16 protein-coding genes are annotated in these 21,741 nt (G+C 51.9%); 9 read left to right on the top strand and 7 right to left on the bottom strand.

The genetic code is table 11. The features are described 5' to 3' along the window. Positions 1-16: 16 nt before the first annotated feature. Positions 17-523, top strand: coding sequence for a chemotaxis protein CheW (locus H8K38_RS01250; protein ID WP_186882968.1), 507 nt, complete (start codon positions 17-19; stop codon positions 521-523). 123 nt (positions 524-646) lie between these two features. Here H8K38_RS01250 and H8K38_RS01255 read toward each other — a convergent pair whose 3' ends face one another. The 6 genes from H8K38_RS01255 to H8K38_RS01280 all read right to left on the bottom strand — a co-directional run bounded on the left by H8K38_RS01255 (position 647) and on the right by H8K38_RS01280 (position 11,615). Beyond that, positions 647-1,399, bottom strand: coding sequence for an energy transducer TonB (locus H8K38_RS01255; protein ID WP_186882969.1), 753 nt, complete (start codon positions 1,397-1,399; stop codon positions 647-649). A 420-nt stretch (positions 1,400-1,819) separates the two neighbouring features. Next, entirely contained in the window at positions 1,820-2,860 is a 1,041-nt protein-coding gene (locus H8K38_RS01260) for a GMP reductase (RefSeq protein WP_186882970.1), read from the bottom strand. A gap of 276 nt (positions 2,861-3,136) precedes the next feature. Then, positions 3,137-4,063 (bottom strand): metallophosphoesterase, encoded by a 927-nt coding sequence (locus H8K38_RS01265; RefSeq protein WP_186882971.1) that lies wholly within the window; start codon positions 4,061-4,063, stop codon positions 3,137-3,139. 192 nt (positions 4,064-4,255) lie between these two features. Then, on the bottom strand, positions 4,256-6,460 hold the full coding sequence (locus tag H8K38_RS01270; RefSeq protein WP_186882972.1) for a TonB-dependent receptor: 2,205 nt from the start codon (positions 6,458-6,460) through the stop codon (positions 4,256-4,258). Between the two features lie 414 nt (positions 6,461-6,874). Then, positions 6,875-8,593: an alkaline phosphatase family protein gene (locus H8K38_RS01275; protein ID WP_255422776.1), complete on the bottom strand. Its 1,719-nt coding sequence runs from the start codon at positions 8,591-8,593 to the stop codon at positions 6,875-6,877. Between the two features lie 304 nt (positions 8,594-8,897). After that, entirely contained in the window at positions 8,898-11,615 is a 2,718-nt protein-coding gene (locus H8K38_RS01280; RefSeq protein WP_186882974.1) for a heavy metal translocating P-type ATPase, read from the bottom strand. Positions 11,616-11,690: 75 nt separating this feature from the next. On the opposite strand from H8K38_RS01280, the gene H8K38_RS01285 reads away from it, so the two are divergent. The 8 genes from H8K38_RS01285 (at position 11,691) to H8K38_RS01320 (ending at position 20,370) form a co-directional block, all read left to right on the top strand. After that, on the top strand, positions 11,691-12,119 hold the full coding sequence (locus H8K38_RS01285; protein ID WP_186882975.1) for a MerR family transcriptional regulator: 429 nt from the start codon (positions 11,691-11,693) through the stop codon (positions 12,117-12,119). Positions 12,120-12,287: 168 nt separating this feature from the next. Then, entirely contained in the window at positions 12,288-12,785 is a 498-nt protein-coding gene (locus H8K38_RS01290) for a hypothetical protein (protein WP_186882976.1), read from the top strand. 115 nt (positions 12,786-12,900) lie between these two features. Then, on the top strand, positions 12,901-14,172 hold the full coding sequence (locus H8K38_RS01295) for an efflux RND transporter periplasmic adaptor subunit (protein WP_186882977.1): 1,272 nt from the start codon (positions 12,901-12,903) through the stop codon (positions 14,170-14,172). Positions 14,173-14,181: 9 nt separating this feature from the next. Further along, the gene (locus H8K38_RS01300) at positions 14,182-14,892 is read left to right on the top strand and encodes an ABC transporter ATP-binding protein (RefSeq protein WP_186882978.1); all 711 of its coding nucleotides are present in this window, start codon (positions 14,182-14,184) and stop codon (positions 14,890-14,892) included. Positions 14,893-14,904: 12 nt separating this feature from the next. Beyond that, on the top strand, positions 14,905-16,218 hold the full coding sequence (locus H8K38_RS01305; protein WP_186882979.1) for an ABC transporter permease: 1,314 nt from the start codon (positions 14,905-14,907) through the stop codon (positions 16,216-16,218). A gap of 6 nt (positions 16,219-16,224) precedes the next feature. Beyond that, entirely contained in the window at positions 16,225-17,472 is a 1,248-nt protein-coding gene (locus H8K38_RS01310) for an ABC transporter permease (protein WP_186882980.1), read from the top strand. Between the two features lie 151 nt (positions 17,473-17,623). Continuing rightward, the gene (locus tag H8K38_RS01315) at positions 17,624-18,970 is read left to right on the top strand and encodes a sigma-54 dependent transcriptional regulator (RefSeq protein WP_222610713.1); all 1,347 of its coding nucleotides are present in this window, start codon (positions 17,624-17,626) and stop codon (positions 18,968-18,970) included. Next, positions 18,967-20,370 (top strand): ATP-binding protein, encoded by a 1,404-nt coding sequence (locus tag H8K38_RS01320; RefSeq protein ID WP_186882981.1) that lies wholly within the window; start codon positions 18,967-18,969, stop codon positions 20,368-20,370. The genes H8K38_RS01315 and H8K38_RS01320 overlap by 4 nt, the downstream gene beginning before the upstream one ends. A gap of 148 nt (positions 20,371-20,518) precedes the next feature. Here H8K38_RS01320 and H8K38_RS01325 read toward each other — a convergent pair whose 3' ends face one another. Continuing rightward, a complete protein-coding gene (locus tag H8K38_RS01325) occupies positions 20,519-21,613 on the bottom strand; it encodes an alkene reductase (RefSeq protein WP_186882982.1) in 1,095 nt (364 codons plus the stop codon). Positions 21,614-21,741: the final 128 nt, after the last annotated feature.

Consider the following 21,741-nt stretch of genomic DNA (forward strand, 5'->3'; position numbering starts at 1 on the left):
TTTAAGGAACAGAACAATGAGCGTTGCTGAACTTAGCGCAACAAAAGCAGATTCTGATGATCGTCAGGCGATCCAGAAAGATCAGGAATTTCTTGCTTTTCGACTGGGCTCCGAGGAATACGGTATTCCGATTTTACTGACCCAGGAAATTCGTAATTTTGAAGCACTGACGCGGATTGCCAATGCGCCGGAATACCTGAAAGGCGTAATGAATTTACGCGGCGTCATTGTCCCCGTGATAGACATGCGTTTGCGTTTCGCGACAGGAGAGGCGACGTTTGACGCTTCGACTGTGGTGATCGTGCTCAACATCGACGGGCATGTCATAGGAATGATCGTTGACAGTGTGTCTGACGTTGTGACCTTGCCAGCCTCGGCAATCAAACCGCCGCCAGATATGGGGACAACGTTTTCCTCAGATTATCTGGTTGGTCTGGGCGACATTGATGACCGTATGATTATTTTGCTGGATATTGAAAAACTGATGTCTGGTCCTGAACTGGGTCTGGTCAGCAAGCAGTAATCACAAGCAATAATCCATCTTTATCATCCAACATCAAAAAGCCCTGATCAGCGCGAAGCGATCAGGGCTTTTTAATATTTAGCAGAGCGGTTTAGCGGAGCGGCATATTTGCCGTGCAGAGGCCTAGTCTATTTTGAAATTAAACTCGGTGACCGTTGTCTGCGCTCTCGATATCGGCGCGTATTTCCACTGCATCACTGTAGCAATGACTTCTTTATCAAAATGCCTGGGCGGGCGGGCTTTCAAAATCTCCACCTGTGACACTTTGCCATCCGGTTCGACATGAATTTTGGCGCTGACCACACCTTCAGTCACGCCTGCACGTGCCGCACTTGCAGGGTATTTCGGTTGAACACTGTTCAGCAGTTTTAATACGATGCGCTCTGGCTCTGCTGCTTTTGCAACAACCGGAGCCGGGGCGGCAGCGACAACCGGGGCTGCTTCTACCGGTTTCGTCACCACAGGTGCCGGCGCGGGAGCCGGGGTGGAGGCGGCGGCCAAGACTTCCCGTGCAACAGGTGAAGGTTTAGCTGGCGGTGTTTTACTTTCCTGCGCACGTTTTGCTTCCAGTGCCTGCTTCTCTTTTTCTTTTTCCTTGGCTTCTTTCAGCAGTTTTTCTTCCTGCGCGATTTGTGCCGCCGTTTTATTGGATGCCTGATCCATCCATTTTGTTACGTCTGCGACATGCCCGTGATTGACGGGATTTTTGACCAGACCTGTCGGCATTTCGCCTGAGGCGGCGGAGGCAGCGGTTTCCTTGGGCGGTTCTTCTGGTGGCGGTGTCTTGGAACACGCCGTAATCAATACACCGGTACAAAGTATGGCGAACGCAGACGTGCGGCGTTTATGCGCTGGTTGTTGAACTACCTTATTCATATTTCTCCCTATACAAATCGGTTGCTGCATCAATATCTTTTAGTGCTTTGTGCCGATATCACCCGGCTTTTTATATTTTTCGCAAAAGAAAATTCAGTTCAATTGGAAGTTAATTGTATAAAAGATATATTCCTATCCTGACATGGAATAATTTCTATAGCAATATTTTTGTGATGACTTCTTTCAATGTCACTATTGTTTTGAAAAAAATCACAGCAGGAATTGTGCCAGCGGATATCTTTTAAAAAATCAGGCTGTTTCCAGACTTGAACAGGATGTTTACCGGTAACCGTCACCAACGGGTACGGGTGTTATGCACTTGATTAGTGCTGAATTGTTGCAGTTGTGCGCTATAAATCAGCGTGGATGACACTTCTCTTGCCTTGCAGTGTTGCGTGGCAAGAGAAGGTGAGGCAGGTATCAGGATTTACCGAATACTTCGTTGAGTTGCTGAGTGACACGGATAAAGGTGGTGCGTTTAGTCAGCTCTTTGAGTTTATGTGCGCCGACATAGGTGCAGGCAGAGCGTACGCCGCCAAGGATATCCTGCAGGCTGGCCTCCACCGGACCCCGGTAGGGAATCAATACTTCTTTTCCTTCCGATGCACGATATTTCGCAACGCCGCCCGCATATTTGTCCATCGCAGCGCGACTGCTCATGCCGTAGAAGCGTTTAAATTGCTGGCCGTCCCGCTCGACCAGATCGCCGCTGCATTCATCGTGACCGGCCAGCATGCCTCCCAACATGATGAAATCGGCGCCACCGCCGAACGCTTTTGCCAGATCACCGGGAACAACGCAGCCGCCATCGGCACAAATTTGCCCACCCAGACCATGTGCGGCATCGGCACATTCGATAATCGCCGATAGTTGCGGATAACCAACACCTGTCATTTTACGGGTGGTGCAAACGGAGCCTGGGCCTATGCCCACTTTAACAATATCAGCGCCGGCAAGGATTAATTCTTCGGTGATATCACCTGTCACCACATTGCCCGCCATGATGGTCAGATGAGGGTAGGTGGCGCGTACCTTTTTAACGAAATTAATGAAACCTTCGGTATAGCCATTCGCCACATCGATGCAGACGTATTCAATCGCATTTTTTGCGCGAGCCATGACAGCTGAAAATTTTTCAAAGTCAGCTTGTGTAATGCCCATCGAATAAAACGCGGTCGATTTTTTTTCCAGCGTCGAGAAATAGCTGACCAGTGTGTCCTCGTCGTAGTGCTTGTGCAGGGCGACTGATAACTGATGGCCTTCCAGTGCCCGCGCCATTTCTATCGTGCCGGTGGAATCCATGTTGGCAGCGATAATCGGAATGCCGTTGTAGGTTTTGCCGGAATGGTGAAAGACGAATTCCCGGTTTAAATCAACCTGGGCGCGGGATGTAAGGGTAGAGCGCTTGGGACGGATCAACACGTCTTTAAAATCAAGTCTCAGTGTTTCTTCAATATGCATGACGACTCCGTAATGCGTCTGGCGGACGCGGGAAGGGACAACCCGGGCGATGAATCAGATAAAACGCACCAAGTCGTTGAGCCGTAGTTAAGTATAGTCCTAAAAAAATGCCGGTTTGGAATTGATTTTGAAATGAGGAATATCACCGCTGACGTATACGCGGGATCACGGCAGAGCAGTAATCATTCAATTCGTTTGCAAGACTTAATAAAAATGCGGCTTAGCAGGCAGAATACCTCGCTAAGCCGCATTATTGTTGAGACTAAGTGTGAAATCTTAGTGGCAGCTTCCTTTGCCTTTATCGCTGAAGTTGCTCCCCTGTACTGGCAGAAATTCCCACTCATAGGATTTTTCCTGCAGCGTCAGTTTCAACACGCCATGCGTATTGTTGTCGCGGATTTCGGTTGCCGCTTTTGGCAGAAACATCGGTGTCAGTTTAGCGCCACCAGTACCGACGACGAAACTGCGGATACCATTTTTATCGTCCCTGTCGCCGTTACTATCAAGTGGTGCAAATCGTTCGTAATCGTGATCGTGAGACGTCAGTACGATGTCTGCTTTGGCTGCCGCCAGGATTTTCCAGATGCTGTGCATGTGCGGGTTGTTGCCGTGTCCGCCAGAGCTGTAGGCAGGGTGATGCCAGAACGCCAGTGTGCACGTTTGTTTGCTATGACTGAGTTCTTCTTTCAGCCAACTCACCTGCTTCTCCATCTGTGCAGGATCAAGATTACTGTTGAGCGAGAGTATCTGCCATGCACCTGCGTGCTTCGCATAATAGCCGCGTCGTTCTGGCCCGGCGATTTCGCCGAAATAATTGTAATAGCCCAGTGCTTTCGGCATGCCATAGTCATGATTGCCCGGCGATGGCAGCGTGCGCTCTTTAAAACGTCCCCAGGTTGGTTCATAACAATCGCTGAACTCCTCCGGCTTACCGATAGGATAAGTATTGTCGCCGAGCGTGATCACGATGGCATTGCTGTCTTTTTCCAACGCACTGGCGATCATATCTGAGGTGCGTGCGGCGACTGATTCCGCAGCCGGTTTTTTCCGGCAATCGGCAATGTCACCGGCGGCATAAATGGTGACGGCTGTGGGAACAGAATTTTTTTGATTTCCTTTTTTTGTCGCCGGATTCTGGTGAGCAGGCTGAGCGAGTGCAGATGAAATCAGAAGTGGCAACAACAGAGAGAAGCGCAAACGCATAAATATGTCCGGACAACAAAAGGCAATAACAGAGGCGCGTATTTTACCTGTTCGCCAGCCTGTGCTGTGATGCTTTTGCTATGCTGTGCGCGTTGCTTGTTGCATAGATAAACACCCCGTAGCCGGTGTATCAGATACGGGGTGCTGAATAAAGCTATCTGCTGAGAGCGGACAGCCTAGTCAATGCGTCAATCAGATCTTGCCGCTGACAGTCACGAATAACTGACGCGGTGCGCCGGACAGCAAGGTCTGTGCAGTGCCAGTCGGATCAAAGGTCTGGAAGCCATTCGAACCGATAGTGCTGAAGTATTGTTTGTTGAGCAGGTTTTCAACATTCAGCTGAATCGAGAAATCTTTAATGCCGCCCAGATTTTTCTGTTTGTAACCGGTTGACAGATTCATGACCCAGTATGCAGGAACGCTGGCGTCGTTGCTGTAGGTGTAGAAACGCTTGTCTGTATATTTTCCACCGACGCGGCCAAACCATTGTGGCGTTTCATAAGACAGTTCAGTTTTGAACATCAGCTTTGGTGAATCAACAACCTGTTTTCCAGCGATATCGACCAGCGTTTTGCCGTCCATATAGTTGGATTTATATTGCGCATCGTTATACGTCAGCGAGTTGAACAGAGACCAGTCTTTCGCCAGCGTCCACATTGCCGCCGCCTCGATACCTTTGGCTTCTACCTTACCAACGTTGACGAATGTGCTTGGACAACCAACAATGCCCGCGCAAGTGGCGACTGCCATCAGGCGGTCATCGAAACGTGTGAAATAGGCTGCGACGGAACCGACCAGACTATCAGTTTTGAAGCGATAACCGGCATCGATAGTTTTCGATGTTTCAGGTTTGATCGTGCCGGCACTCAGATTAAATGCAGTCTGTGTCTGGGAAAACGGGCCACTGACACCCGGTTGATAGGCGCGCATATTTTCCGATAAGCTGAGGAACAGTTCATCCGATTTGGTCAGCGCGTAATTCAGACCCAATTGCGGCAGGAAGTTTTTAGAGGCGGTCAGATCACCGGCAGCACGGGTACCGACCACGTTGACGGCATTGATTTTGACGTTCGGAGATTTGAAGCCGACATTCAGTTTCAGCTTATCCGCCATCAGGGAAATCGTATCCTGTGCGTAGAACTGAGTGGTCGTGGTCGTGAAATTTTGTTTGAAGCCAGTTGATGTGGGATTGGTGAGGAACTCGTTGGTATCCTGGCCGCCAGTGGCATTATAAAAATTACGTGTCAGTGTGTGCAGGCTGCTCTCTGCCCAGAAGCCGCCATTGAATGTGTGTTGGCCAAGTTCGGCTGTCAGGTCGGCAATCACACCGTTGCGGCTGATCGAATATTCTGTGGTGCGGATAGAAATCGGTAAGCCATTTGTCGATGGTGTATAAGGCGTGTACCAGTGACCCTGACCCTCATTACTGTGGTGGTAAGCCGTTGTTTTCAGATAGACGTCATCACCAAAACGGTTGTCCAGTGTGGCACCGAGCAGGCTGTCTTTACGCAAGCCGCTGCCCTGGTAGTAGGCGTCATCCAGGCTGTTAACTTTGCCGGTATACACACCTTTGGCAGCATTGACGGCACGCTGCCAGTCCGGTGCATAGTTATCCCAGTCGTAGCCTAGACGGTTTGCCATTTCTACCGACAAATCCTGATAGTCGACTTCTTTACGGTCTGAGTAATTAAAGAAGGCCGTCAGCTTGCTGTTGCCCAGTTTTTGTACCAGTTTGGAGTTAAAAATATCCTGATCCTGTGCGCCTGCACCTTTCCATTTTTCTGCACGTTGACGCGTCACGCTCAGATAGGCTTTAGTGCCTGAAGACAGCAAACCGGTATCAACGCGTGCGAAGGTGCGATAGGTTTTGTCGCTGCCAATAGTTTGTGAGCCCGTGATGCCGAATTCATCTGTCGGTACAGATGAGAAGAATTGCACTGTACCGCCCAGATTGCTGGTCGATGCCGTACCAACTGCGCCAGCACCTTGAGACAAGGTCACGCGACCAATGTTTTCAGATGAAATTGCACGGCTGATATGCAGACCGTTGTTGTTGCCGTAGCTCATGTCGCCGAGTGGCACATTGTCCAGCGTGAAGCCCATTTGACTCTGATTGAAACCGCGTGCGCTGAAACGTGTAGACCATTCATAGGCACCGAAAGGATCAGCAGACTGGAAGCTGACGCCAGGTAGTTTTTCCAGGACTTTCAGTGGGTTGCTGCCAGGTAAAGCCAGCGCCAGGTCTTTTTTGGAAACGTCTTGTACCTGACGTGTATTGCCTTGGCCGAAGATAACGACGTTGACAACGTCTGCAGGTGCTTCTTCTGCGAATGCGGGAGCAGCAAAAGCTTGCAGCAAAATCAGATACAGCGGGGAACGACGAAGTTTGGGTGCCATGATTGGGTTCCTGAGTCGATGATGAATAAGAATGCGAAGATGTTGTGTGCCTTCAGGCGGTTCTGCAGAGCGGGTATCAGTTAATCTGATACTTATCTGAAGAAGCGCGGAAGCAATGTGCTTTTAATGCGTTGAAAAGCAGAAGTTTCCGGACGTCAACGCGGCAAAGTGTAGTCAGCCAATATGACAGGAAGGTGAATTTAAACTGGAAGAAATACTCGCTACATTTCAGCAACAACATCATTAATTAGGTCATCACGAGGACATATTTACGACGTGTTATCCAGTCTTGAACGTAATATCTGAGGCCATTTTTTTGAAAGCCCATCATTTGAAAGACAATAAAAAAACAGGCAAACAGCAATCGCTGCATACCTGCTTTTTTTACGCGGATGATGACGGTTGTGCCTGCGCTTACGGTTTCTGTTTGAAATCAAACATGCCCATCAGGTCGCCCAGTGCAGGGCGGTTCAGCGGTACATACGGATTCTTCTTATCGGTCACCGGATTTGGCAAATTGTCGCGGCTGCGTTTCGACAGTGGTGCCAGCTTCCAGTTGCGCTGTATGAATTTCAGTATCGATGCGTGATCGTAATAAGTATGATCGACATGCCCTTTTTTCGCATACGGTGACACTGCAACCAGCGGGATACGTGTGCCGTCACCGAAGAAATCAATCAATTGCACATAGCCAGAATCGTAATAGCCACCGCCTTCATCGAAGGTAATCAGGATCGCGGTTTTTTTCCATAGTTCCGGATTGGCTTTGACGCGGGCGATCACATCGGCAGCCAGCTCATCAAAACTGGATTCCGAGGCATAGCCGGGATGACCGGACAGGCTGTCGTACGGCGCGATATAGGAGACAGCAGGGAAGGATTTCTCCTCTTTTTTTACATCGACATAAAACTGATGCATATCTTGTAATTTGTTTTTATCCGGCCCGGTCATGGTTGACGTGAAGAACGACGGCGTATCGCACATGGCGCAATACTCTTTGTCCACATTCTTACCGTCATTACGACCACCGCTGTACCATTTCCATGGAATACCGGCAGCGGTCAGCGCATCGCCGATGTGAGGAATCGTTTGTGGCGGCAGCAAAAATTTATCCGCACCCAGTGCCAGCGGTTCACCCAGTGGCGAGTAGGCTGGGTCCATATTGTTGACCATGTAGTAGGTGTCCGGCGCGCAATTGCCCTGATTGAATGCCTGATACGGTAGTTTTTTCAGAAAGGCGTGTATACCGGCAGCGCCAGGTTGCGACAGATCGGCGCACTGAATATATGTGCCGCCACGGTAGCCGTCTTCGGTGTACCAGTTATTGGTATTCGGCTGTGGATCAGGGTTCTCTATCATCTTCGCAGGAGGCACCGCAGGCTTGCCCTGATCCGTATAGAAGGTCACGTCACCTGTTGCCAGCGCCAGATAGTTGACGGTGGTGCCGCCCATGATGGGTTGGTGATAGTTATCGGCAATCGCGTAGTTGTCGGCCAGTTTTTTGAAGGTCGGCGCATCGCCGGTGGACATATTGTAAAAGCCCATCGCAATGCCACCCTGATAGGTGCGACCAGGGGCGAAAGGAATCGGGGCGTTGCTTGGGCCAACACCCGTCATTTCTGCGACCCAGACAAACAGGTCATTATTGCCGCCGTTAATCTGTTGCCACATCTGGAAAAAACGGTGCACCGGATCGCCGGTATGTGCACCGTAGCTGACGTGCTTGGTAATCTGATAGGGGCCATTAGGCATGTCTGCCGGAAAACGCGCATCCGGTACGTCATGACGCTGGCCGAAAGCACCGGCAGCATACGGCTGGGGCAGGCTGGCATAAGGGGCTTTGACAGTTGGCGTCGGGGTATAGGCCGTAACATTTTCCGCTGTCTTTTGCGCTGCCAGATGGTAGTTTGGCCCTGGCGAACCATCGGCTTTGACGATGCCTTTAGACCACAGGTTAGAGATAGTCTGCTTCCTTTTTGGCTGATACACGCCGTACAGATTGTCAAACGTCCGGTTCTCGCCCACCAATACAATCACATGCTCAATCGGTGTGGTGGTGACAGTCTGGGCATAGCTGCTGTGGGCGTACAAAGCGCTGAGTAAAAGCACTGACAGGGGAGTTTTTTTCATCATGGGTCAGCAAAGGTTAGTGAAGTATTCGATACATTGCGGCGATCGCCCGGCTAGCTGATGGATGTCGTTGGCAGGTTTTCCTGCTACGGTCAGAAACGATAACGGTACCGACAGATGTCCAGGGAGTGTGAGTGTCGGAGAGCGATGCTAGCAGCGGCAGATGACGTTGATGTGACAAGGACTTGCGTCCTGATGAGGGTTGCTGATCCTGCTGTAAATAGCAAAACAGGAAGTGCATTGTGCACTTCCTGTTCCTGATTGATGATGCCTGAACGGCAGTGAATTACTGTGAATTATGCTTGATTTAGAGGCGGGTATAGCGCAGCCGCAGGGCATTACTGATAACAGAGACCGAACTGAGGCTCATCGCCGCGCTGGCAATCATCGGGCTTAACAGGATGCCGAACCAGGGGAATAACACGCCGGCTGCAACCGGCACGCCGATGAAATTATAGGCAAACGCAAAAAACAGATTCTGACGAATATTGCGCATGACATTCCGGCTCAGCGTGCGAGCCTTGGCAATGCCGCGCAGATCACCTTTGACCAGCACCACATGTGCACTGTGCATAGCGACGTCGGTGCCGGTACCCATAGCAATGCCGACATTCGCCTGTGCCAGTGCTGGCGCATCGTTGATGCCATCACCGGCCATCGCGACCATGCATCCCTGTTGCTGCAATTGCTGAATGAAACGGAATTTATCTTCCGGCAGCACATCTGCATGCACCTCGTTTAATCCCAGCTGTGTTGCAACCGCCTGCGCAGTCTGTGCATTGTCGCCAGTCAGTACAATCACGCGGATTCCTTGTTGCTGTAACTGTTGCACGGCTTGCAGGCTGCTGGCTTTGATACTGTCGGCAACGCTGATCAGCGCTGCTGCTTTGGCGTTGACTGCCATCACCATGACCGTGTGACCACGCTGCTGCAACTCAAGTATACGAGGGCTGAATTCCTGCAAGCTGATATGGTTTTCTTCCATTAGCGCAGGTTTGCCGAGCAATATCTGCTGTCCGTTGAACGTTGCCTGTACACCCTTGCCGCTGATGGCTTTAAAGTCGCTGATGCTGGCTGCGGTGATATTTTTTTTGCGGATAAAATCCACCACTGCCTGCGCCAGAGGATGTTCACTTTGCTGTTCTGTCGCCAGCGCGATTGCTGATAATTCCTCTTCATTCGTACCATCTGCGACGATGAATTCCTGCAGCGTTGGCTTGCCTTCGGTGAGAGTGCCGGTTTTATCGATGACCAGCGTATCAATTTTTTCCAGACGCTCAAGTGCTTCGGCATCTTTGATCAATATGCCTTCGACCGCGCCACGCCCGATACCGACGGTGACCGAAATCGGCGTCGCCAGACCGAGTGCGCAAGGGCAGGCAATGATCAGCACGGATACGGCTGCCATCAAGCCATTCGCCAGTGCCGGGGCGGGGCCGAATATGGCCCATAATATAAACGCCAGTATCGCCGCCGCGATGACTGCAGGCACAAACCAGCCGGCCACTTTATCGGCGAGTTTTTGTATCGGTGCGCGCGAACGGCCAGCCTGATTCACCATATCGATGATCTTCGCAATCAGCGTATCTCTGCCGATTTTTTCGGCCCGTAGGCTGAAGCTGCCTTGTTGATTGATGGTACCGGCGCTGAGTTTATCTCCGGCCTGTTTGCCAACCGGAATCGGTTCGCCGGTAATCATCGACTCATCAACATGCGAATGTCCATCGACCAGCAGCCCGTCGACCGGAATGTGGGCGCCGGGTTTGACGCGCAGCAGATCGCCGACCTGAACTTTGTCGAGTGGGATTTCAGTTTCGTTGCCATCGGCAGCAATGCGTATGGCTGTTGCCGGAGTCAGTGCCAGCAAAGATTTGATGGCCTGATTTGTTTGCGAGCGGGCGCGTAACTCCAGCACCTGGCCCAGAATAACGAGACAGATAATGACGGCGGCGGCTTCAAAATACAGCGGTGCCATGCCATTCATCTTGAATGCGTCTGGCAGCGCTTGCGGAAATAGCAGCGCAAACAGACTGAACAGATAAGCCGCAGCGGTGCCGACACCGATCAGGCTGAACATATTCAGATTGCCGCTTTTGAACGAGGCGATCGCCCGTTCAAAAAATGGCCGTCCCAGCCATACGACTACAGGTGTTGCCAATGCAAACTGCAGCCAGTCGAAGATACGCATGCCCAGTAAATCATGGAAAGAAATACCGGGCAGCATGTCGCCCATCGTCAGCAGTAACAAGGGCAGGCTGAGAGCAATGCTGATTTTCAGGCGCCTGCTCATATCGAGAAGTTCGCTGTTATCTTCCTCGATAATGGCTTCTTTCGGTTCCAGCGCCATGCCGCAGATAGGGCAGATACCCGGACCGATTTGCTCAATTTCCGGATCCATCGGACAGATGTAAATCGCATCTTTGGCAACCGGTTTTGCCGCAGGTGCCTGCTCCGGATTTAAATATGTCTGCGGATTTTTACTGAACTTCTGTTTGCACGAGTCGCAGCAGAAATAATAGGTTTGACCAGCGTGCACGAACTGATGCTGGCTATTCTCATTGACCGTCATCCCGCAGACCGGATCTTTATGCGCGCCTTGCGGGTCGTGTTGCATACTTTGCGGAGCAGCATGGCTGCCGCCGCAACAGGAATTGCCAGTCGTTGGTTTAACACGGCTGACTTCACGTACTACTTGGTCTGACGCCGCCGCAACATTTGCAGTAGTTACAGGCGCAGATGTAGAAGCAGCAGATGCTGCCGGAACGCTGCCCATACCGATGACGCGTTTGGTTTTGACATAATTTTCAGGTGCAGCCGTGAATTTGCTCACGCATGACTGGCTGCAGAAATAATAGGCGACGCCCTGGAAGCGCGCCGTTTTTTCAGTATTCTTCGCCACCTGCATGCCACATACGGGATCGGTATATTTTTTTTCTTCCGGCGCTGGTGCTGACGACGGTGAGGACGCAGGCGTTGATGCAGATTGTCCGCAGCAATTGCCGCTATGTTGATGCTTGTCGGTCATGACTATTCTCCTTAATCGACTATCCGCTGTATCATAGACTCCGTACCTGAGAACAGAGTCAAGGACTTTTTATTTATGTCTGCTACAGATCAATACACCATAGGACAATTGGCCAAAGCCGCCAGCGTGGGCGTCGAGACTATACGCTACTACCAGCGCCGGGGCTTGCTGGCAGTACCCGATGTGAGCTCTGGATTTCGCACCTATCCTGTGGCGGATGCCGAGCGCATCCGCTTCATCAAACGGGCGCAGGAACTGGGATTTTCGCTGGAGGAAATTTCGCATTTGCTGATGCTCGAAGACAGTAATGATAAGCCAGCGATACGGGATATTGCCAGTGAGCGCCTTGATCAGGTACGCGCCAAGCTGGCGGATTTGCAAAAAATGGAAACGATGCTGGCGCAACTGATTGATGCCTGTGCGTCGGCGCCGCAGCAGGCTCAGTGCCCGATTATCAAGGCTTTGGGTCATTCCAGTCATTGCCATAAAACTTCAGGTACATAAGCAGCCTGAACGTCCGCGAGGTGTCCGGTCGCTTTATTTTATTGTCCGGACTATCACTTTTATTCAGGTCCGTTGAATTAAATCTGAATAAAATCAAGGGCTTAAAGTTTTCTATTTTGTGGCACGCTTTCTGCAATACCTCTGGCAACACAGAGGAGGAAGGTGATCATGAGAGACACAGCGAAAACAAATGTCAGGCCGCAACGCTGGCTCTGGTTGTGCCAGAGATCGACAGAGTTGGTGTGTGCGATCGCTTTGTTATTGTTGTCGCTGGTATTGCTGAGCCCCGATCAGCGAGAGAGTATCCGCCGCGTCGAATTTAAAGAGATCACCAGTCTGCATGCAGCAGACGTCTGCCGTGGTTGCGGTGTGCAAGCCGAGCTGTCGTTGGATCACTTTCAATTTCAAATTCAATTTCAAATTCGTATACAGCCGTGGGCTGGACTGACCCTGGATTACCGCACCAGCGGGCTCTGGTCATTCGGTCTGCTGGATTGGGTGAAGACACTGTCCGCGCTGCCGCTGCCGGACAAACAATGGACAGTCGCCGGACACTTCCCGGACGCTCAGTATATTTCCGCTTCATGCAGACACTTGCCACTACTGCAAACGGCCGATAACAGCCACCCGATAGACCGTGAAATCTTCAGCAAGACAATAAGCTGATTCCTCGCTGAGGAGATGCGCGTCATTTCCTTAATATTCACATTCGTCTTAACGTTGTTCATCCGTTGTCGATCCGTTGTTTGTTCACGTTTCACTCTTCAAAAATATACCGACTATGTCTATACGCGACACATCACAACAAGATACGCCGATTGCTGCCTTGCCGTTCTGGCGGCAGTCCAGATGGCTCTGGCGCATTCTTGCCGCGCTATTGCTGATCATTGCCGCTGTTTATGCATTATTGCTGTGGATGGGGAGCAGCCAGTCTGTATCGATGTCCAGATTGAGCATGGCGACGGTTGCCAAAGGAACGCTGGTGCGGGATGCGGCAGTGAATGGCAGGCTGGTTGCAGCCAACAGCCCCAGCCTGTATTCGAGCACCGCCAGCACCGTCAGTTTTCTGGTGAAAGCCGGAGATAAAGTAAAAAAGGGCGATGTCGTCGCTGAGCTGGATTCACCCGATCTGGTGTCAGAGTTGAAGCGTGAACAAGCCTTGCTTGAGCAATTGGAAGCAGAAATTGCCAGGCAAAAAATTCTGGCGCGTAAGCAAAAAATGCTGGCAGTCCGTGACGCCGAGCAAGCTGAAATTGAACGGGTATCGGCCGAACGCGCATACCAACGCATAGAAAAAGCTGGCGTCAGCGGCGTTGTGCAGAAAAACGAATTCTTACGTGTTCAGGATGCCTTGAAAAGCGCCGAGATACGCGCCCGTCATGCTTTACAGGCCAGTTCGCTGGAAAGTGAAGATGTTGATCTGGGGTTGAAATCGAAGTTGGCGCAACTGCAGCAACAACGTCTGCTCAAAGATAATTTGCAAAGACGGGTGGATGAATTGCGTTTGCGCGCGCCGGTAGATGGTGTCGTTGGCACACTGGCAGTGGCGAACCGTACGGTGGTCGCACCGAACACGGCACTGATGACCCTGGTCGATTTATCGCAACTGGAAGTCGAGCTGGAAATTCCGGAAAGTTATGTCGCAGAGCTGGGATTGGGAATGGCGGTTGATCTGGAAATCAATGGCGTCAAGGCACGCGGTATTTTGTCCGCGATGTCGCCTGAAGTCGTCAGAAATCAAGTGCTGGCGCGGGTGCGCTTTGATGGCAAGGTGCCCGCTGGATTGCGGCAGAGCCAGCGTGTCTCAGCGCGTATGTTGATCGAAGAAAAGCCGGATGTTTTGCTGGTGCAGCGCGGCCCCTTTGTTGAAAGCGATGGCGGGCATGTCGCTTACCTTCTGCGCGACGGCATCGCTGTGCGCACACCGATCGTCCTGGGTGCAACAAGTTTACATGCGGTTGAAATCAGAAGTGGCTTAAAAGCCGGAGACAAAATCATTATCTCTGGGACTGAACTGTTCGAAAAAAACGAGCGGATCACCATCAATCAATAGGAGTTTGTGATGTTAAGAATGCAGAATTTAAATAAAGTTTATCGCACACATTTAATCGAAACCCATGCATTGCGGGGATTTGAAATTCACGTCAGAGAAGGTGAATTCGTGACCGTGACCGGCCCATCTGGTTCAGGTAAAACCACGTTTCTGAATATCGCCGGTTTGCTTGAAGAACTGACTGATGGTGATTATTTTCTTGATGGCGTGAATGTCAAAGGACTGGACGACAACGCCCGCACGCGTTTGCGCAATGAAAAGCTGGGTTTTATTTTTCAGGGATTTAATCTGATCCCAGATCTGAATCTGTTTGATAACGTTGATGTTCCACTGCGTTATCGTGGCTTGCCTGCGAAAGAACGCAAGGAGCGGATTGAAGATGCGCTGGCTCAGGTTGGGTTAGCCGCGCGCATGAAACATTATCCTGCTGAACTATCTGGCGGACAACAACAGCGGGTCGCGATTGCGCGCGCGCTGGCAGGCTCGCCCAAGTTGTTGCTGGCGGATGAACCGACCGGCAATCTCGATACCCAGATGGCGCGCAGCGTCATGGAGTTGCTGGAAGAAATCAATGCACGAGGCACGACGATTTTAATGGTGACACATGATCCTGAACTGGCAATCCGCGCACAGCGCAACGTGCACATCATCGACGGACAAGTGTCGGATCTGGTGCGTCAGACGCCATCGCTGATGACGACGACAGCTCATTACGCCTGAACGGGAGCGCTTATGTTTTCTTACTATTCATGGCTGGGCTTTCGCAGCCTGCGCAGAAATCCATGGCTGACGGGACTGATGATATTGATTTTATCGGTCGGCGTGGCCGCAAGTGTGTCCACACTGACGATACTGCACATGATGTCCGCAGATCCTATCCCTGAAAAGAGTACGAAACTTTTTATTCCTATTTTGGATAATGGCCCGGCCAATGACTATAAGCCTGGTGACCGCTATATCGACGAGCAGATGAGTTACCGCGATGTGCATGCCTTACTCAATAGCGCGATAGGAAAGTACCGTACCGGCTTGTATGGCATTTCGGCATTGATAGAAATGCCGCGTAAAGACCTTGGGGTGATAGAGGTGGAGGGCATGGCTGCGTCACGCGACTTTTTCCCTATGATGCAGGTGCCGATGTTGTATGGTGAACGCTGGTCAGTGGCGGATGACAAAAATGGTGCTGATGTGGTTGTTCTGAGCCGCAAAACATCGGAAAAAATGTTTGGTAAAGAAAATCCGGTAGGTCGCATGGCAACGATGTGGGGACGCAGTTATCTGATCGCCGGGGTGATGGATACCTGGCGTCCGCTACCGCGGTTTTATCGTTTCAATGGACGTGGCGGCGCGTTCATGAGCGAAGAGAGTTTTATCGTTCCATTTGAAAGCGCGATACGCAATCAGACACCACATTCCGGTGGAATGAGCTGCACAGAGCGAAGCGGCCCCGGCTGGCAGGCGCTGCTTGATTCCGAATGTACCTGGCTGACTTTCTGGGTTGAGATGAACAGCGCTTCAGAACGCGGGCAGTTAGCGTCGTTTCTGGACGCATACGTGAGCGAGCAGCAAAAAATGGGACGTTTTCAGCGGCGCGCTCCCAATCTTTTGTTTGATGTACATGGCTGGTTGCAGGAACTGAAGATCGTAGGAAATGACGAAAAAATGTCGGTCTGGCTGGCGTTAGGATTTCTGATGCTTTGTATGGTGAATACGATAGGTTTGCTGCTGGCAAAATTTTCCAGGCGGGCGGCAGAAATCGGTGTGCGCCGCGCACTGGGCGCTTCGCGTCGGCAGATATTTTTTCAAGCCTTGGTTGAAACTGGCGTTGTCGGTATGGTCGGCGCGTTCAGCGGCATCCTGCTGTCGGTATTGTTTCTGAAGTTGATCAGTTTGCAGGCGGGCTATCTGAAAGCGGTTGCCCGCATGGATTGGGAAATGCTGTTGCTGACCGTTGTCATGTCGGTTGTCGCAGCGTTGTTGGCCGGCTTATTGCCGACCTGGCGCGCCTGCCAGATTACGCCTGCTATACAGTTGAAATCACAGTGAGGATGTATGACACAGCTATTTCCTTTTAAGCCGGTGTTACTGGCGATGTTGAAAAATAAAACGGGGCCTTTGCTGGTGGCTTTGCAAATTGCCCTGAGCCTCGCGATATTGTCGAACGCCGTCTATCTGGTGAATCAGCGACTCAGCAGCTCGGAGCGTTCCAGTGGCATCGGACACGAGGAGCAGGTGTTCAGCCTGTTTGTAAAAAATCAAAAATCCGGCGGGCATGAAGAGCAGCTTGCTGCACAAAAGAGACAAGAGCAGGTGATGAAATCGGTGCCGGGTCTGGTGAGTCTGGCGCGCGTGAATTCGATACCGATGTCACAGTCTGGCTGGAACCGAAGCATTGCTGCAGATCGCAAACAAATATCGCCAACCGGCAACGCAGCGATTTATATTTCTGCCGGTTCGCTGGTGAAGGTCTGGGAGCTGCAATTGCTTGAAGGCCGCGATTTTACGCCAGAGGAGTTTCTGGAAATAGATCAGAGCACGGCGCGGAATAGTCCTGACGTTGCTATCGTTAGCAAAGCCATGGCGCGTGCTTTGTTTCCCGATGCCAGCAGTTATGCCGGACGCGAGTTTTACTTTGGCACCGGGGATGGTGCGGAGTCGGTACGCATTGTTGGTGTCGTCGATACTTTGCAAACCGCCGGCGCGCAGGACGGAGTGCGTGGCGAGATGTCAGTAATGCAGCCAGCACGGATGACGAATGATGCTTATTCCGGATACACCCTGCGTGCCGCTGCCGGTAAGCGCGAGCAGGTGATGCAGGACGTGGAAAAAGCCTTGCGGGCGGCTTCTCCTGAGCCTTTAAATATCCGGATGCAGGCGCAGACAAGTATCCGGGAAGATCGCTACCGCAATGACAAAGGCTTGTCCTGGATGTTGCTGACGGTGTGCGGATTGCTGATCATGATTACGGCCAGCGGCATCGTCGGCATGTGTAGCCTGTGGGTGACACAACGTACCAAGCAAGTCGGCATACGCCGCGCTCTAGGGGCGACACGACTGCATATTCTGATGCATTTTCTGACTGAAAATCTGTTGATTTCCGCGCTGGGTATCGTGCTGGGATGCGTGCTCGCGCTGGGCTTGAATCAATTCCTCGTGACGCAGTTTGATATGCGCAAATTGCCGCTGTCTTATTTGCTGTGGTCGCCGTTGTTGTTCTGTTTGCTGGGTATGGTGGCCGCGCTGGCACCTGCATGGCGGGCGGCCAGAATTGCTCCGGCAACTGCGACCCGCAGCGTCTGATGAAATGGTTTGCCGCAGGGTGTCTGTTTATCTGATAATGCAGGCACCCTGTCTCTGGCCAATACCGACGTTGCTTTTGCGCCTGAGCGCCAACAGCCTTGAATTAATTGGCTTGCAGCCCTGTGAACCAGAATGAGAAATTAATACGGACATGCCTAAAGTCTTAATCATTGACGATAATCCCGCTGTTGCTCTGGCACTCGAAGTGCTGTTGTCGCTGCATGATATTGAGAGTGTGACCGCGACCACACCGGACATCGGGCTGACGTTGTTATCGCAGCAGGCGATTGATCTGGTGATACAGGATATGAATTTCAGTGCGGATACGACTTCTGGTGAAGAGGGCATGGAATTGTTTCGTCAGATTCGCCAGCGTTGTCCTGATATGCCGGTGATTTTGCTGACTGCATGGACACATCTGGACGCTGCCGTCGGTTTGATCAAAGCCGGAGCCGCAGATTACATGGGAAAACCCTGGAACGACCAGCGTCTGCTTACTGTGGTGCGTAACCTGATCGAATTAGGGCAGGCCAATCGTGCACTGCAACGCCGCCTGCAGCGCGAGCGTCAGCGTAAGCAAGCACTGGAAACACAATTTAATCTGTGTGGCCTGGTGTGGCAGGATAGTGCGACTGAAAAAGTGTTGGAAATTGCGTGTCAGGTTGCGCGTTCGGATGCGTCAGTCCTGATCACAGGCCCCAATGGCGCGGGCAAAGAACGTATCGCAGAAATTGTGCAAAAAAATTCCAGCGTAAAAGAAGGCCCCTTCATCGTGCTCAATTGTGGCGCGATTCCGGCCGATCTGATCGAGGCTGAATTATTCGGCGCTGAAGCCGGTGCCTATACTGGTGCCGGAAAATCGCGCGAAGGTAAATTTGAAGCGGCCGATGGCGGCACCTTATTTTTGGATGAAATCGGCAATCTGCCATTGGCAGGGCAGGTGAAGCTGTTACGCGTGCTGGAGACCGGGCGTTTTCAGCGACTGGGATCAAACCGCGAAAAACAGGTGAAGGTGCGCATCATCAGCGCGACCAATGCCGATCTTCCAGCCATGATACGGGTTGGGCAGTTCCGCGAAGATTTGTATTACCGGCTGAATGTCATACAACTGAATTTGCCAGCGCTGGCAGAACGCCCGGAAGATATTCTGCCGCTGGCGCAGGCGTTTCTGGATAAGGACAAACAACTGGATGCAAACGCCAAAGCCGCATTGCTGGCGCATACCTGGCCGGGCAATGTCCGTGAATTAAAAAACCTGATGCACAGGGCACAGTTACTCGCGCGCGGTGAGCAGATCGGTGTCGGCGATCTTGGTCTGCCTGCAGCAACGGCTTTGCGTCTGAGCAGCGATGCGGAACCGGATAAAGCAGCAGTCGAGTCGGCCTTGCTGCGGGCGCATGGCGTTATCGCGCAGGCCGCATCGGCATTGGGTCTGAGCCGCCAGTCACTGTACCGGCGCATGGACAGGTTTGGCATTGCCAGACCGGGTCAGGAATGAGCGTGCCTGCAAGCAGGCGCATTTCTTTGCTATGGCGATTCTGCCTGCTGGCAGGGGCACTTACCTTGGGTAGCGTGCTCGGCAGTGTGTGGCTGATGCGCTTGCCGGACGCTTATCGTGCATGGGCGTTGGTGGCATTCACGTTGATGATGCTATTGCTGAGTGCATGGCTGATGTATCGCCAACTGGCACCTATGCTGGCCTTATTCCGCGCCGTGAACGGCACCGTCATTGGTTATCAGGATGGGGATTATTCTTTCAGTCTGCACTGGCCATACAAGGATGAGCTGGCCGAACTGGCTGAGGTGCACAATGCACTCGGCAATACGTTGCGTGAACAGCGACTGAATCTGGTACAGCGCGAGCTGTTGCTCGATACCATGGTGCAAAACACGCCGGTGGCAATGTTGCTGGTCGCCGATAATAAAGCCATCGTGTTCGCGAATCTCGCTGCCCGCCAGTTGTTACATCACGGTCGTCAACTCGAAGGTTTCAGCTTGCAGGACATTTTGCAAGGCCTGTCACCGGCAGTAAAGGAAGCGATAGAAAAGGGGGGAGATGGATTATTCACTGTCGCTGCGGGCAGCCAAAGGCAAGCTGCTGTTGCTGACATCGGTGTCGCGATGGCGCAGAGCCAGCCTGAGGATGACGATGACGGTGACGAGGTTTATCATCTGGCGCGGCGCAGTTTCAGCCTGAACGGGAAATTGCACACCTTATTTTTATTGCGGCATCTGACGACGGAGCTGCGCAGGCAGGAAGTGCAGACCTGGAAGAAGGTGATACGTGTCATCAGCCACGAGCTGAATAATTCACTGGCACCACTGACCTCGCTGGCGCATTCCGGTCAGGAACTACTCAGGCGCGGAGATGCCACACGTTTGCCGCAAATTCTGGAAACAATCGCGGATCGCAGTCGTCATCTGGAAAGTTTTATTCACGGTTACGCACGTTTTGCCAAATTGCCTGCTCCTCTTTACACCACAGTAAGCTGGCACGATTTGCTGACCGCTTTACAAGCGCAGATACCGTTTCAACTCGCGGTGGCAGAACATGATACGGTGTTGCAGAAAGAGGCGCGGATGGATCGCGCGCAAATGGAACAGGCCTTACTGAATTTACTCAAAAATGCGCATGAATCCGGTGCCAGTGAGGATGGCGTCAGCTTGCAAGTGCGGGCAATTCATGATGGCTGGCGTCTGGATGTGATGGACAATGGCAGCGGTATGAGCGATACCGTAATGGCGAACGCGCTGGTACCTTTTTATTCGACAAAACGACACGGTACCGGACTTGGGTTGGCGCTGACCAGAGAAATTATTGAAGCGCACGGCGGACGTATTTTGCTGAGCAACCGTCAGGAAGGCGGCCTGCAAGTGACACTGATCTTACCTGCGTGAAGAATGGCTTGATATCGTAAGCATCTGATATAAAAAGCAGAGTAAAGAGACAGAAAAAATGGCAGACGACGGTCTGCCTTTTTTGATGAGTCACCCGAACCCTCGGTCACCATCCGGATACGACGGCAACTGATCTGGTATAGCAATATTACAAAGTCGGATAATCGGTATAACCTTTTTCTTCGCCACCGTAGAATGTGCTGCGGTCTGGTGTGTTCAATTCTGCGCCGACAGCAAAGCGTTCAACCAGATCCGGGTTCGCAATATACGGACGGCCAAATGCCACCGCATCTGCCAGACCGCTGCTGATCAGTGCTTCTGCTTCCGCTGCACTGTAGCCGCCGCAGCAAATCAGCGTTCCCGGGAAAGCCGCGCGTAATTCTTCGCGGAAGCTTTGTGTCAGTTCGGCACCACCGGCCCAGTCTGGTTCTGCAATATGCAGATAAGCAATACCACGGGCGGTAAATGCTTTTGCTAAATACAGTGCCATTGCTTCCGCTTCGGTATCCGCAATGCCATGTGCCACAAAATTTGGTGAAATACGCACACCGACACGATCCGCACCCATTTCAGCGATGGCCGCATCGACTGCTTCCAGTGTCAGGCGAGCGCGGTTTTCCAGGCTGCCGCCGTAAGCATCGGTACGCAGATTGCTATTGGTGGACATGAACTGCTGCAACAGATAGCCGTTTGCCGCATGCACTTCGACCAGGTCAAAGCCAGCGTGTTTGGCGCATATGCTGGCCTGACGATACTGATCGACGATGCCGGGAATTTCTTCGGTGCTCAATGCGCGTGGTTCTGCTGTCGGTACATTCGCAGGAGTGCCATCCGGCTGGACAACGAAACACTGGCTGTTGGCGGCTTGCAGTGCTGACGCTGATACTGGTGCTGCACCGTTTTCCTGCAGCAGATTATGCGAGATACGACCAACATGCCACAGTTGCAGGGAAATTTTTCCATTCTTCGCATGTACTGCATCGACGACATTTTTCCAACCGGCCTCCTGCGCATCGGTATAAATTCCCGGTGTCCATGCATAGCCTTGACCCTGACGTGAGATCTGGCTCGCTTCCGTCACGATCAGTCCGGCACTGGCGCGCTGCGCATAGTATTCGACGTTAAGTGCGCGTGGCACGTCACCGGGTTGGCCGGCACGTGAGCGTGTCAGCGGTGCCATGACGACGCGATTTTTCAGTAAGGCGCTACCTGCCTGTACGGGGGAGAGCAATTTTTCCAGCATACGATTTCCTTTTAAGATTAGACCGGTCGTCTAGTTGTTGCTTCAAAAAAATGGGCAAATGCCCACGTTAAGAATCTAATAATCAGGACTTACTCAATTTGCCCCAGCAAGGCACGGCAACGAAGGCA

The sequence above is a fragment of the Undibacterium sp. FT79W genome, assembly GCF_014284215.1.
Classification (GTDB): domain Bacteria; phylum Pseudomonadota; class Gammaproteobacteria; order Burkholderiales; family Burkholderiaceae_D; genus Undibacterium; species Undibacterium aquatile.